This window comes from Paenibacillus sp. FSL P4-0127, assembly GCF_038007325.1.
Classification (GTDB): domain Bacteria; phylum Bacillota; class Bacilli; order Paenibacillales; family Paenibacillaceae; genus Fontibacillus; species Fontibacillus macerans.
Genome location: NZ_JBBOWY010000001.1, coordinates 5,161,577 through 5,174,880 on the forward strand (window position 1 = coordinate 5,161,577; position 13,304 = coordinate 5,174,880).

8 protein-coding genes are annotated in these 13,304 nt (G+C 54.1%); 4 read left to right on the forward strand and 4 right to left on the reverse strand.

What is annotated here, in order from left to right:
* Window positions 1–5: 5 nt before the first annotated feature.
* Window positions 6–860 carry an AraC family transcriptional regulator gene (locus tag NYE74_RS23130; protein ID WP_036623942.1) on the reverse strand — a complete coding sequence of 285 codons (855 nt, stop codon included), beginning with the start codon at window positions 858–860 and terminating at the stop codon, window positions 6–8.
* A gap of 183 nt (window positions 861–1,043) precedes the next feature.
* Between NYE74_RS23130 and NYE74_RS23135 the strand changes: the two genes are divergently transcribed.
* Both NYE74_RS23135 and NYE74_RS23140 read left to right on the forward strand, forming a co-directional pair.
* On the forward strand, window positions 1,044–2,582 hold the full coding sequence (locus tag NYE74_RS23135) for a sulfatase family protein (RefSeq protein WP_036623943.1): 1,539 nt from the start codon (window positions 1,044–1,046) through the stop codon (window positions 2,580–2,582).
* 461 nt (window positions 2,583–3,043) lie between these two features.
* Complete coding sequence (locus NYE74_RS23140) at window positions 3,044–3,958, forward strand: transposase (RefSeq protein WP_115311165.1); 915 nt, start codon at window positions 3,044–3,046, stop codon at window positions 3,956–3,958.
* A gap of 460 nt (window positions 3,959–4,418) precedes the next feature.
* On the opposite strand, the gene NYE74_RS23145 is transcribed toward NYE74_RS23140, so the two are convergent.
* Window positions 4,419–6,698, reverse strand: a complete 2,280-nt coding sequence (locus NYE74_RS23145) for a beta-L-arabinofuranosidase domain-containing protein (RefSeq protein WP_036623945.1) — start codon at window positions 6,696–6,698, stop codon at window positions 4,419–4,421.
* Window positions 6,699–6,842: 144 nt separating this feature from the next.
* Between NYE74_RS23145 and NYE74_RS23150 the strand changes: the two genes are divergently transcribed.
* Entirely contained in the window at window positions 6,843–7,700 is an 858-nt protein-coding gene (locus tag NYE74_RS23150; RefSeq protein ID WP_036623946.1) for a helix-turn-helix domain-containing protein, read from the forward strand.
* A gap of 235 nt (window positions 7,701–7,935) precedes the next feature.
* Here the strand turns inward: NYE74_RS23150 and NYE74_RS23155 are convergent, their stop codons facing one another.
* Together NYE74_RS23155 and NYE74_RS23160 are read right to left on the reverse strand one after the other, a co-directional pair.
* Window positions 7,936–9,048 carry a POT-type proton-dependent oligopeptide transporter gene (locus NYE74_RS23155; RefSeq protein WP_036623947.1) on the reverse strand — a complete coding sequence of 371 codons (1,113 nt, stop codon included), beginning with the start codon at window positions 9,046–9,048 and terminating at the stop codon, window positions 7,936–7,938.
* Window positions 9,049–9,522: 474 nt separating this feature from the next.
* Window positions 9,523–11,814, reverse strand: coding sequence for a glycoside hydrolase family 3 C-terminal domain-containing protein (locus NYE74_RS23160; protein WP_155621539.1), 2,292 nt, complete (start codon window positions 11,812–11,814; stop codon window positions 9,523–9,525).
* Between the two features lie 137 nt (window positions 11,815–11,951).
* Between NYE74_RS23160 and NYE74_RS23165 the strand changes: the two genes are divergently transcribed.
* Window positions 11,952–13,265 (forward strand): helix-turn-helix domain-containing protein, encoded by a 1,314-nt coding sequence (locus tag NYE74_RS23165; protein ID WP_051985529.1) that lies wholly within the window; start codon window positions 11,952–11,954, stop codon window positions 13,263–13,265.
* Window positions 13,266–13,304: the final 39 nt, after the last annotated feature.

Here is a 13,304-nt window from a genome sequence, read left to right on the forward strand (position 1 = left end):
CGCGGCTACCCGTTTTTTGCCGCGCGCATCGCGAGCGGGGGAATCTTGTAATAGCCTTTGAAGGCTCTGGTGAAGGTGTACAGGTTCGGGTACCCCAGCGACAAAGCGATTTCCGTTACGCTTGCGTTCGTTTCCGCGAGCAGCCGCTTGGCCTTCTCCATGCGGATATTTTGCAGGTATTTCTGCGGAGGCAGCCCGATCTGGGCCGTAAACACATTGGAAAAATAGGAGCGGTGCACGCCCGCAAACGCGGCGACCTGCTGCACGGTAATCCCTTCCGTGGCGTGCAGATCCATAAACTCCATGCACTCGCGAATCCAGGCGGAAGGCTCGGCGGCACTCGCGGGCGCGGTGTCCGGGATAAGCTCGGCGAGCAACCGGCAAATCCGTCCCTGCAGTTGCAGCGATACGGCCGGATTCCACCGTTCCACGCCGGCCAGCGCCGCGATCGTGCGGTCCAGCGTTTCGCGGGCGCGGGAAGAAATCAGCCGCCGGCCGAACGGCCTTTCCGGTGTAATCCCGGCGAGCCCGAGCAGCGGCCCCACCCTGCTGCCGTCCAGCGCCAGCCAGTTCATCCGCGGCGGCGGCTCAGGCAGCGCGTAATAATGGTAAGTCCGCCCGGGAAACAGGCAAAACAAATCATCCTTTTGCAGCTCCACCCGTTTGTCGGCGTATTCGAGGCACACCTTCCCCTCCAGCACAAAATGCAGGCTGTAGCATTCGATCCGCTTGGGCCCCACACGGTAATGGGGCTTAGCAATGCTGCGGCCGGCCCGCACCGGCCATAGCTGCGCTTCCTTATCCAGATACCCCGGCGTATAGTAAATAAACTCGGCTAACTCGTGGTCGTATTCCCGCATTTCGTATTTCCCCTCCAGCGATAAAATAAGGGCAAAATAAATACTCTAAATGCCGCTATTTTGAAAGGTCGGCGATTCATCTTTCCAATTTAAGCAGACAACAAAATGACAACTCCAAGCTAACAGAACGCTATTTCTAAAACGCTTAATTTTCACTAATATCATAAGGGGAGGGGATCGATTTTGTCCAGCAAACCTAACATTTTACTAATTACGAGCGATCAGCAGCATTGGAACACGATCGGCGCGTTTCAGCCCGAAATCTCCACGCCGAATTTGGATCGCCTGGCGCAGCAGGGCACGACGTTCAGCCGGGCCTATTGTCCGAATCCGACCTGTACGCCAAGCCGCTCATCGATCATCACCGGCATGTATCCGAGCCAGCATGGCGCCTGGACCTTAGGGACAAAGCTGCTCGAAGACCGCCATACCGTCGGGGATGATTTCACACGAGCCGGTTATAAAACCTCGCTGATCGGCAAAGCGCATTTCCAGCCATTGAAATCGACGCCGGAATACGAATCGCAGGAAGCTTACCCGATCTTGCAGAACCTGGATTATTGGCGAAATTTCCACGGTCCGTTTTACGGTTTCAATCACGTCGAGTTGGCGCGAAACCATACGAATGAAGCCCATGTGGGGCAGCATTACGCCATCTGGCTCGAAGAGCAGGGCTGTGCCGATTGGCGGGATTATTTTCTGCCGCCGACCGGGACGATGGATCCCGCGCAGACGTATAAGTGGCCGATTCCTGAAAAATACCATTACAACACGTGGATTGCCGAGCGGACGAATGCCCGTCTGGAGGAGCACAAAACATCAGGAAAGCCTTTTTTCCTTTGGGCCAGCTTTTTTGACCCGCATCCCGAATACTTGGCGCCGGAGCCCTGGGATACGATGTATGACCCGGAGCAGTTAACGATACCGGCGCTTACGCCGGGAGAACATGACCGGAATCCGCCGCATTTCCGCCTGACGCAGGAGGAAGAACCGGACTTCTCCCATCTGATGGAGACGGGTTTCGGCATCCATGGCTACCGGTCCCATCATTATTACGAATACGGGGCCAAGAAACGGCTGACCGACTACGACAGAAAGAAGCTGGTCGCCGTATACTACGGCATGATCAGTTTGATGGACAAATATATCGGAAAAATTCTTGATAAGCTGGATGAACTGGGGCTGGCGGACGACACCCTCGTCGTGTTTACGACGGATCACGGCCACTTTTTCGGCCAGCACGGCCTGCAGGCCAAGGGAGGATTTCATTACGAGGATCTGATCAAACTTCCATTTATCGTCAGGTACCCGGGCCGCGTTCCCGCCGGGAAACGCTCGGACGCGATTCAATCGTTGGTCGACCTGGCGCCGACCTTCCTGTCCTTTTGCGGACTGCCGATCCCGCCGACCATGACCGGCGTCGACCAAAAGGACGTGTGGCTTGGCGTAAGTGAACAGGCGCGGGATCACGCGATCTGCGAATTCCGGCACGAACCGACGACGATTCATCAAAAAACGTATGTCGACGCCCGTTACAAAATCACCGTGTACTACAATCAGTCCTACGGAGAGATTTTCGATCTGGAGAAGGACCCCGGGGAACTGCGCAATTTGTGGGACGAACCGGGCTATGAACAGCTGAAATCGGAGCTTCTGCTCAAATACGTTTGGGCCGAGTTGGGCAAGGAGCCGCTGCCGATGCCGAGGATTCATCACGCGTAGGGATCCCCGGAGACCGACCCGAGAGAACCTGGTCGAAAGCCTGGCAAGACTTAGGGTTTCGGCCGGGGTTTATGTTTTTTTACTCAACTTTCGACCAGCCCCATCGTGAGCATAAGAAATCCCTTGTAAAACGTGCCGGTGAGGTCAGTGTATCTACCTTCTGCACCGTATCCGTTTCGAGCAGTGTCACAAATCGGCACCAAGTAAGGGGGCTGTTTAAAGGGGTCGTGTCTTGTTGTTCCTGCCTGCTGCCTGCCTTTGCACGATTATCCCCATTGTTCAGGAGCAGGGAGCAGGGGGGCTAGAACGAGGGTTCCAAAAAAGAGAGAAAAAACAAAAAAGACGAGGAAAAAATGAGGCTGTTCAGGTGAGATTTTCAGCTTGATTAGAGAACGTATGTTTGGTATAATGAAATAAATGGAACTAAAGTTCGTATATTGTTAATTTGGGGGCGAGTAAACATGGAGATCAATGCGGGAACGGAACTTCAATCATTCAGCAGCCGTTTTAACAGCGAGCAGGACTGCATGGAAGCGCTGATCGCGATGAAGTGGCCAAACGGCTTCGTCTGCCCGCGCTGCGCTCACACCCGGTGCAGCCGTCTGACCTCCCGGCATATCCCCTTGTTCGAGTGCGGAAAGTGCAAGCATCAAACATCGCCTTTGGTCGGCACGATTTTTGAAGGAACGCATCTCCCCCTGCTCAAATGGTTCAAGGCGCTGGATATGTTCCTGCTTGAGGGCGGCATCTCGGCGCTGCGGCTGCGCCAGGTGATCCGGGTCGCCTACAAGACCGCCTGGTCGATGCTGCACAAAATACGCCATGCCGTGGGGGAGTTTGATGCCCGGGAGCTGCTTTCCGGAGACGTGAAGGTGAACAGCGATCAGTACGGGCGTAATCCGTCCCGGTGTCAGCTTTCGCATCCGTACGCCTCGGCGGTCGTAGCGGGATGCGCGGTCACGGAGTCGGGCGAGCCGGAACAGGTCAAAATCCGCCTGGTGCCGGATAAGCGGGGAGGCGAAAAAAGGGCAGACCGTCACGATCTAACCGCGTTCATCAATGGGCATGTGGATGTCCATACATCGGCGGTACAATTGTTCCCTCAGGCCTTTCGGCTATATGCGCCCTTGCGGAGAGTGGTGAGAGAGGCGTGGGAATCGCTGAAGAGTACGTATGGAGCCTTGGGACTGAAACATCTGCAGGCGTACCTGAACGAGTACACCGGACGCCGCCGGCTGCACCTGTCCGGAGGACTGCCCGGAGCGGAAGAAACGATGCGGCAGAAGTTGCTGCAGATGTGTGTGGCGATTCCGGCGATCCCTTACCGCCGGCTAATCGCGCGCCAACCGAATCAGCCCCTTGCGGCTGCGGCCTGATGATCGGGACGCTGGAACGGTAGGGGGAGTTTGATGCAGATCAACTTAATGAGTCCTTGATCTCCTGTCTTGATCTCTTGTCTTGATCTCTTGTCTTGATCTCTTGTCTTGATCTCTTGTCTTGATCTCTTGTCTTGATCTCTTGTCGGTCTGTTTTACCTCCCCTAAACCTGATTTCTTCTCCTAAGCCCGTCTAAATTACCTCGAACCTATCTGCTTCCTACCAAATTTTTCCTTCCCCCGTGCTTGTTTGTTTCACTGCTACCTGATTAAACTGGATAATCGTGCAAAGTCTCCGGACAGCAAGTGTTGATCTACATATCCCCGAGGAAACAATGGTTTCAAAAGAGGCTTTCTCCGATCCGTTCAGCGTCATAAAATACTCCATTTCGGTGGCCACCCTCTTCTCCGTAAGTCGGCTTTTTCGGTAAGGGGCAACGAGGAGTCCTCCCGCCTCCAATTAGATAGTCTTGATATATAAATGGAAACGCTCATGGTTCAACTCGGCCAACGGTGCAAATTCAAGCTGCTGATCCTGGTAGATAAAACGATTGGAGCCGGCCACTCGCTCAAACTTTTCAGCAAGATTCTCCCCGCTTATCGGCAGTTCAAAGTATTCTTTCCGGTCCGAGACGGCGGCCAAAATATAGGGGCCAAAGGCCAAAGAGGCAATGTCCGCTTGATCCGGCGTATATTCCAAACGCAGCCGCGGCTCAAACTTGACGATTACTTGATCCCCCCCACTCCATTTTTGCGAGAGCACCAGATAACCGCCCTCTTCCGCCGCTTTCACTTCCGCCCGGTTCACAAAGACCCTAACCTCTCCGTCATGCCAGTAAGGCTTGCGGACTTTCAAATTCGCTCGCGCCAAACCTTCAATGTGAAGTTTGATTCCACCGTCAAACACCTCGGGCACGGATTGTACGACCTGCAGTCCCTTCTCCTCATCATTTAATGCTGACGACACGAACAGATTGACGTATAAGGAATCGGCATCCTCAAAATAAATCGCCTCGGCGTATTTGAAGTGGTTTTCCAATCCCGTCCCGTGGCAGCAGGAGTTCTCCTCGTCAAACCCTTTTTGTCCGCCAGGGCTGGTCGGCATAAAGTAGGTGCTGGCGCCCAGACACTCATGGTCTGTCGAAGCAAGGATATGGCTCAGCATCGTTCGCTCGTAATAATCCATGTACTTGGCATCCTTCTCAACCCCGAATAACTGCTTGGTCAGTTTCAGCATATTGTAAGAAGCGCAGGTTTCCGCCGTATGTTCGGTCAGATGAGCGCCGATTTTGTGCGGCTGCTTAAACATTTCCCCTTCACCGGTTCCGCCGATGGAGTAAATATGCGCATTCACCACCGATTCCCAGAAAAACTTGGCGATATCATAGTATTTTTGTTCTCCCGTAGCTTCGAAAATTTTGAAAGCCCCGACGACTTGCGGGATATGCTGGTTGGCATGCAGCGCGCCCAAAGCGTCCACCTGTTGCTGCATCGGAAAAAACAAGCGGTCATTGTCAAACAGCTTGGCGGCGGCAATGTGCTTCTCTTTATGGGTGTATGTAAACAATTCGGCCAGCGATTCGTTGATGCCGCCAAACTCGCCGGCGATATACATGCCCCACATTTTTTTCAATTGTTCATGCGGCAGAACGCTCAACCGGTTGTAGATCCAGTCTCCCACTTTATCGGCCATGGTTAGCGCCGGTTCAATGCCCGCGAGATGATAACTGTCCAGCAAACCGGCCAAAATTTTATGCAGGGTATAATAAGGAGCCCAGATTTCCGGGTACCGCGTATATTTTTCCAGCAAATCAAACTGCTCCTCGGAATAAGCGCTGAGAAATCCGTAATGATAGCGATCGTCCGCCTCAAAGGCCAACTGCACTTTATTCAACTCTTTGATCATGTAAGCCAGTTTTTGATGAATCCGTTCATGGCCGGTCGCCGCATAGCATAACGCCAAGGCGGAAAGATAATGCCCGGTGGTGTGCCCTTTCAGCAAGCTGTCATCCGCGTCCCACCCGATCATGGGCGGAGCGTTTAACGTATCCAGGCCGGCGGCTTTGCGGAAATTGTAAAGCATCTGGTCGTCATTGACCGTGAGCAGAAATTGCAGTCTCCGATCCTGCGCGGTTTTGGGCAAGGAAGGGCCTTGAAGACGCACCTTCTTGACTGGAATGGGGTGCAGTTGAGGTTTCTTTTGGCTCAATTTTGCAATGCTGCTTTCTATGAGAATAGCCGCTTCCACCTCATAAATCGTATCCGTCAGGCGACCGCCGGCTTTGTACTCCCCGTTTTCCGAAAATACGCGCTGTTCACCCCCGTGCCATGTGACGGAATGAGCAAGAACATCCCCGCTTACGGTTTGAATAGACACGGCGGAAGGCAAGTAAAATTCCTGGTTAGCCTCCTGCATGATCACGATCGGAAAGATCTTATCGACCTGGATTTTATTTTTCTCCTCCAAGATCGTCACTTCATAAACTTTTTGCAGACTCGCCTCTCCAAACTGAAAGGTGGCGGTAAGCGGTACGACCCTATCCCCCTTCCCGTACTCGGGCTGGTGCACTTTCCCGGAACCGTTAATCCAGCGGTCGTCTTTCGACACCCAAGTAATTTGGGAGCCGTTTTTCCCTTTGGTCGGCAAATGAATATCGAACTCCACCGTCTTCAAATTGCCCAGGTGCAAGGCCTCCATATCCTCGTGAACGATTTCCAGATCACTCCGTTTACTTGACATCGGCTTTCCCCCTAAACTAGACTTTTAATCGCTTTCACACTTCTCATGTTACAAGAAAACCGTTTTGAAGTAAGTAGTTGAAAAAAAGAATAGGTGGATTATATTTACTATATATCCGAGTTCGAAATTGAAGGAGTTGGCATCATGTACCTTGTTGATGATGAGTATTCGGAACAGGCTGCCTTTTTGTCCGCGGGCACCTTTATTACCAATCAACCGTGGATTCACCAAGAAAGGGTCATCGACAGTTATGAAATCATCTGCCCCATCGACTCGACCCTGCACATCGAGAGCAACCGGGTTCCCTACGCCATTGAATCGGGCGAAATTTTGCTCATCCCCCCGCACACGTTTCACCGCGGACTTAAAGTATGCGAAGGCCGCCTGAAATTTCACTGGCTGCATTTTTCGGGGAACCATTTAAGCCCTAGAACCGAAGCGGAAGTCATCCGGAAAATCAACGAAAAAGACCCGGACGAGATGATCATTTTGCCCATATACACCAACAAAATCGACTCCCGGCGCTTTCATGTCATGTTCAACCAACTGCTCGATTTATATCAGGAAAAGAAACCGCGGAGCTACCTCAACGCCTATTTATCCTGCCTTTTATATGAATTGACCGCGGAAATCAAAAGTTACCTGATCCAAAAAGCATCCAACGGCAACCGGCTGCAGCCGATTCAGGACTGGATCCGCATCCATGCCTTTGAAGACATCACGCTTGAACAAATCGCCGATCATTTCAAATACAACAAGAACTATTTGTCCAGGATTTACAAGGAAAATACGGGAATCGGAATTTCGGAACAGATCATCAAATTCAGGCTGAAACATGCGAAGGAACTGCTGACCGAAACCGACTTGAGCATCGTTGAAATCGCCTCCGAAGTCGGGTATGAGGATGCGAAATATTTCATGCGCCTGTTTAAAAAATATGTGAACGTCACCCCCACGGAATATCGCAAAACTTTTTACTGCAAGCACTACAACAAAAAATGATTTGCTGCCGTTACCGAATTTATGAGGGATCGATGCTACCATTTAAGTAAGCGGTTCCGCGAAATCTAAAATACTTTTATGGGGGTTGCTATGGTAAAGGATGCCGGATTGGAAATTGCCGATGCCCGCTTCATTGATTTTCGCCGTATCGAAATTTACTGGAATGCCGCTATGGAAGGAGCCCATGATCCGCAAAACTTTATCGTTGATCTGGATGGGGCGAGGCTGCCCGGCATTAGACCATATCCTTCTCGATATTTTTGGAGAACACAAAGATAAACAAAGCCGTCACCAGCAGCAGCGCGGTCATGATCGGGAATAAATTCACTTGCTGATCCGCCGTTTGATAAAAGTTGAACAAAACTAAAGCGATGCCGTTCCCAATCGTGCCCGCTTGTCCCCAAGCGGTCTGCATCTGAGTATGGTAGGCGTCCGGCGACAATTTAACCACAAACGATAAACCGATCGGCCCGACCAAATTGTCCGAAAAGGTCAGGAACAGGTAGTAGAATACCATCCACAGCAAGCTGTACGGCGCCTGGTCCTTAAACAGAACTATCGGGATAGTTAATAAGCCGTAGCCAAGCGCTGTAAAAAGGATGCCCAAGCCGTATTTATACGTCGTCCGAATATGGGTTGCGCGCGTCTTGGTCCAAAGCCAGACAAAAACCGGCGCCAGCACCAATCCTAACACGGTGTAAATGGTCCCTACCGATCCGGAGCCATAGAGAAATGCGGCCACGGCGGCGATAAGAAAGCCGATGTGATAGTTTTTCATCCCGATTTGACCGACCAATACCGGAGCGATCAAACCGGCGATGTTGTTGGCTATGGTGTGAATCGTAAAGGCGGCGTCGCGTCTGCCATTATCGGCTTTACGGTACAATTGGCCGGTCAGCGAGGCATTGCTCGCCCCCATAATGGGAAGCGACATCAAAAACAAGCCGAGGATGGCAAAGATTCTTCCTTGGGCAAGAGAAAAAGCCGGGATAGCGAGCAGCCCGAAAGCCGTCCCTTTGACGATGTTCCCGATGATCAAGGCTTTGCGCATGCCCAGCACCCGGTCGGCCAGCCAGCTTCCCAAAATAATGAAGATGGAATTACACGCGCCCATCGCCGTAACCATGGACGCGGCCTGGCCTTGGGTAAATCCCAAGCCCTGCGTATATGGAGAATAGAGGTAATAAATTAAAATCGCATACAGCGCTCCCCAGGCGAAGGAATTAAAAAAATTCCCCGCCGCCAGAGCCCCCACTCCCCTTGGATGCCCCAAAAATTTTTTGTCGTCAAGCACGTCCTCCAGCCTCGTTTTGCCGGAATCAGGCCCCTGCCGCAACTCGTCGCTCATCGTAGTTCCTTCTTTCGTCAATATTATGTTACCGCTTGCAGCGCACATAAAATATAGCAGATTACCTCTTTCAAAACGGTAGCGTAAAGTTGGGATAGGTGGACATTTGTTACCTGTATGGGGAAAAGGGGATTCTGGAGCTTTCTTGGTTCATTATTGAATGGAGTAGTTGTAGAATGTGCAGTTACTTATCCGGAAATGCTGCCGCAGCGCTTGGATAAGTGTAAAAGCTGCAATTACTCCGCCATCTTTCGAAGAATGAGGCTAATAACGAGGAAATGAATGTACGAAATGCAATTAAACGAATGCTTGGGTAAATGATTATAAAGTTAGTTGCGCGATTTGCAATTAATGGGCAGAGCCAAATGGTTAAGCATGCTTTTGCTCGCCATCCGATCAAGCGAAATAAAGCGGCGCTGTTCACGGAAAGTCCGGTGCTTCCGCAAAAACAGCGCCATTTTTCATTTTATTCCGTTATTCCGCCCGTCCCTGGGCCTGGGCTCCTGCGCCTCCGTTCAGCCGATCCAGCAACTCGGACAGCATCGCGTGCGTAAACTTGCCCTGGCTGAAAGCAACCGTGCCGCGCAGCGGCATGTATTTCATCAGCGCCAGCATCATATCATCCGGCTCGTCTTCGCTTGCTGCAAGCAGCCCGGTGGCCGCCATCAGCTCCTTGGCGATGTCCCGGGTAGCGGCCTGCTCCATCAGGTCTCCGATCAGCGAATTAGCCGTATATACGACAGGCACAGCGGTTGCAGAAACCACTTCGACCGCCCCTTCAAGCACGATGTCCCGGGACGACTTGCCGATGAGAATCCGGTATTCTCCGGACTCGGCATGCCAATCCTTCAACGCAGTATTGTAGTAGGCGAACGCGCTTTTATCCAGCTCGAAAACGACCGTTTGCGTTTCCCCCGGCTGCAGCTCGACTTTGCGGAAGCTCTTCAGCTCTTTGTCCGGCCGAATGACGCTGCTTTCCACGTCCCGGACGTAAAGCTGAACGATTTCTTTGCCCGCCCGGTCCCCCGTATTGGTGACTTGCAGGCTGACCGAGACTTTTTCATCGTCCCGTATCCGGCTTTTATCCAGCTTCAGCTCGCCGTATTCGAACGTCGTATAGCTGAGGCCGTGGCCGAACGGAAACAGCGGCTCCACCCGCTTAGTGTCGTAGTAGCGGTAACCGACGAAAATGCCCTCCCGGTATTCCACGCGATCGCCCTCGCCGGGGAAAAACAGGTAGGAGGGATTGTCCTCCAGCCGCACGGGGAAAGTTTCCGCCAGCTTGCCGCTCGGGTTGGCATCGCCGAACAGGATGTCGGCCACGGCGCCGCCCGCCGCTTGGCCGCCCAAATAGCCTTCCAGAACGGCCTTGGCCTTGCCGATCCACGGCATTTCCACCGGCGAGCCGTTGCTCAGCACCACGACCAGATTCGGCTGCGCTTGGGCCACCGCCTCCAGCACGGCGATCTGGTTGGCCGGCAGCCGCAGATGCGTCCGGTCGTAGCCTTCCGATTCGTAGCGGTCCGGCAGGCCGATAAACAGCACCGCCGCGTCGGCGTTCGCCGCCTTGTCGGCCGCATCGCGCAGCAGCTCGGCGTCACACTCGTCCCGCTCCAGCTCGAAGCCTTGGGCATACACGATTTTCGCGCTGCCGCCCGCCGCTTTGGTCAGTTCGTCCAAGGCCAGGTCCAGGCGCGTCGGGTTGACGTGCGAGCTTCCGCCCCCCTGGTAACGGGGCTTTTCGGCGAATTCGCCGATCACGGCGATCGTTCCCGTTTTGCTGAGCGGCAGAATGCCCCCCTCATTTTTCAGCAGAACCATGCTCTCCTGAGCGGCGATCCGGGCCAGCCGGTGATGCTCCTCCGCGTCGAAGCCCGCCTGCTCTTCGCGGTTTTCCGCCGCTTTGAATATAAAGGAAAGAATCCGTTCCACCGCCTGGTCCAACACCGCTTCGGACAAGCTGCCGTTTTGGACGGCTGCGACGATTTTGGCGTCTCCCGCGCCGCCGCTGGACGGCATCTCCAACTCAAGCCCGGCGGCCAGCCCGCGGGCCCGTTCGTTGACCGCTCCCCAATCGGACACGACGAAACCTTCAAAGCCCCATTTTTCGCGTAAAATCTCCGTTAACAAATAATGGTTTTCCGAGGCGTATTCCCCGTTCACCCGGTTGTAGGAACACATGACGCTCCACGGCTGGGACTGCACAACCGCCCCCTCAAAGCTCCGCAAATAAATTTCATGCAAAGTCCGCTCATCAACCACCGCGTCCGTAGACATTCTGCGATGCTCCTGGTTGTTGACGGCAAAATGCTTCAGCGAGGTGCCCACGCCCTGGCTTTGCACCCCCTGAATATGGTGGGCGGCCATTTCGGAAGACAGATAAGGGTCCTCGGAAAAATACTCGAAATTCCGCCCGCACAGCGGCGAACGTTTGATATTGGCTCCCGGTCCCAGCAGCATGGCCACGCCTTCCGCCTGGCATTCCTTGCCCAGCGCTTCGCCGACGCTGCGGATCAAGTCGCGGTTCCACGACGCGGCCAGTCCGGCAGCGGACGGGAAGCAAGTGGCCGGCACGCTGTCATTGAGGCCGAGGTGATCGGCGGAAGCGCTTTGCTTGCGTAAGCCGTGCGGGCCGTCCGTCATCATGACGGAGGGAATCTGGAGCCGCTCCACGCCTTTCGTATGCCAAAAATCGAGGCCGGAGCACAGGCCCGCTTTTTCTTCCAAAGTCAGTTTGGCGACGATGTCCTTGATCTTCGCTTTCATAGGTGATACGCACTCTCCCTCATGATTTGGTATCGCTTTCAGTATCCGATTGTTTTTATTCTAAAGGACTTTTGCTCGCTCATTATGGTATAATTTTTGCAATTATAGTATTTATTCAACCTGTCAGGAGGATGATTATGACTGGACGGCCGGATCTTGGCGGGCGGTTGGAGCGCATCTGCCACCTGCTTCATGAAGCAACTTTGCTGCCCGTTATCCGTACGGATAACGCGGGCCTGATCCAAAGCTGCCGCCCGGATGCGCTTCCGGCAAATCCAAAATACGGCGGCCTGCAGGAGCAGCTCACCGAATGGCTCGGCGAACGCTCTCCCATGGCCGTTCCGATGCTGCATTCCACCCCTTTCCTGGAACATTTCCTCCTCGTCTCCACGGGAGAAGAAGGTAAGCTTGCCGGCGGATGGATTATGATCGGTCCGGCGGTTTCGGCGGCTTGGCCGGAGGACCTGCTGGCCGGACTGTTGCGGGATCTCATGGTCCCGCAGCGGCAGCGCCCCGTATGGCTTGCATATTACCGGAACCTGCCAGTAATCGACAAGAGCCGGCTGCTGTACGCAGGGCTGCTCGTCCACGAATGGCTCACCGGCCAATCCCTGGACCTGGCCGATTTGATCGATGCGTCCGAACCCGCGGCGGAAGGCGCCGCCCTGAAGCCGGCCGCCCTGGCTTCCCTCCGCCTTTCCGGCACCCGGGAGGAGGGCGTCTACCACCATTCGCCGGACACCGAAAAGCTGTTTCTGAAGCACATCCAACACGGGAACAAAAAAGAGCTGTTTCGGGCCTTCGCCGCCCTCGCGGACCAAGGGGTTGGCATTTTGTCCCGGCGCAGTCCCCTGCGGCACCAAAAAAACATCGCCATTACCGTCATCACGCTGGCGACGCGGGCGGCGATGGAAGGCGGCATGTTTCCGGAGGAAGCTTACACCTTAAGCGATATGCACATTCAACATATCGAGGAGCTTGGGGAGGTCAATAAAGTGGAAAGCGCGCTGCAGGCGGCCTTGGGCGACTTCGCCGACGGCGTAAGACGCGGCCTGGATCAGCGCGTATCCCGGCCGATCGCGGTTTGCCAGCGCTACATTTTCGATCATCTGTACGAGGAGCTTGCCCTGCCGATGTTGGCGAAGGCTTCCGGCGTAAGCGCCGTCCACCTCTCCCGGCTGTTCCGGCGGGAAACGGGCATCAGCCTGACCGAATACATCCAGCGGCAGCGGGTGGAGGAAGCCAAACAACTGTTGTCCTTGTCCGCCTACTCCCTTTCCGACATCTCCGCCCGGCTGCAGTTTCACGACCAGAGCTATTTTACCAAAGTGTTCAAAAAATACGCCGGCGTAACGCCGAAACAATACCGGCATGGGCGGCTCGGAACCGCCGGCTCGGAACCGCCGCCCCCCGGACGGCTGACTTCCGACTATACAAAACCAAATCGCTGACGGCCTGCCAACTGCCATGTCTTCGAAATGCTCCAGTAC

Bases quoted from the DNA above. Each gene is read 5' to 3' on its own strand.
- NYE74_RS23130 (WP_036623942.1), bottom strand. From the start codon at position 860: ATGCGGGAATACGACCACGAGTTAGCCGAGTTTATTTACTATACGCCG.
- NYE74_RS23140 (WP_115311165.1), top strand. From the start codon at position 3,044: ATGGAGATCAATGCGGGAACGGAACTTCAATCATTCAGCAGCCGTTTT.
- NYE74_RS23145 (WP_036623945.1), bottom strand. From the start codon at position 6,698: ATGTCAAGTAAACGGAGTGATCTGGAAATCGTTCACGAGGATATGGAG.
- NYE74_RS23150 (WP_036623946.1), top strand. From the start codon at position 6,843: ATGTACCTTGTTGATGATGAGTATTCGGAACAGGCTGCCTTTTTGTCC.
- NYE74_RS23155 (WP_036623947.1), bottom strand. From the start codon at position 9,048: ATGAGCGACGAGTTGCGGCAGGGGCCTGATTCCGGCAAAACGAGGCTG.
- NYE74_RS23160 (WP_155621539.1), bottom strand. From the start codon at position 11,814: ATGAAAGCGAAGATCAAGGACATCGTCGCCAAACTGACTTTGGAAGAA.
- NYE74_RS23165 (WP_051985529.1), top strand. From the start codon at position 11,952: ATGACTGGACGGCCGGATCTTGGCGGGCGGTTGGAGCGCATCTGCCAC.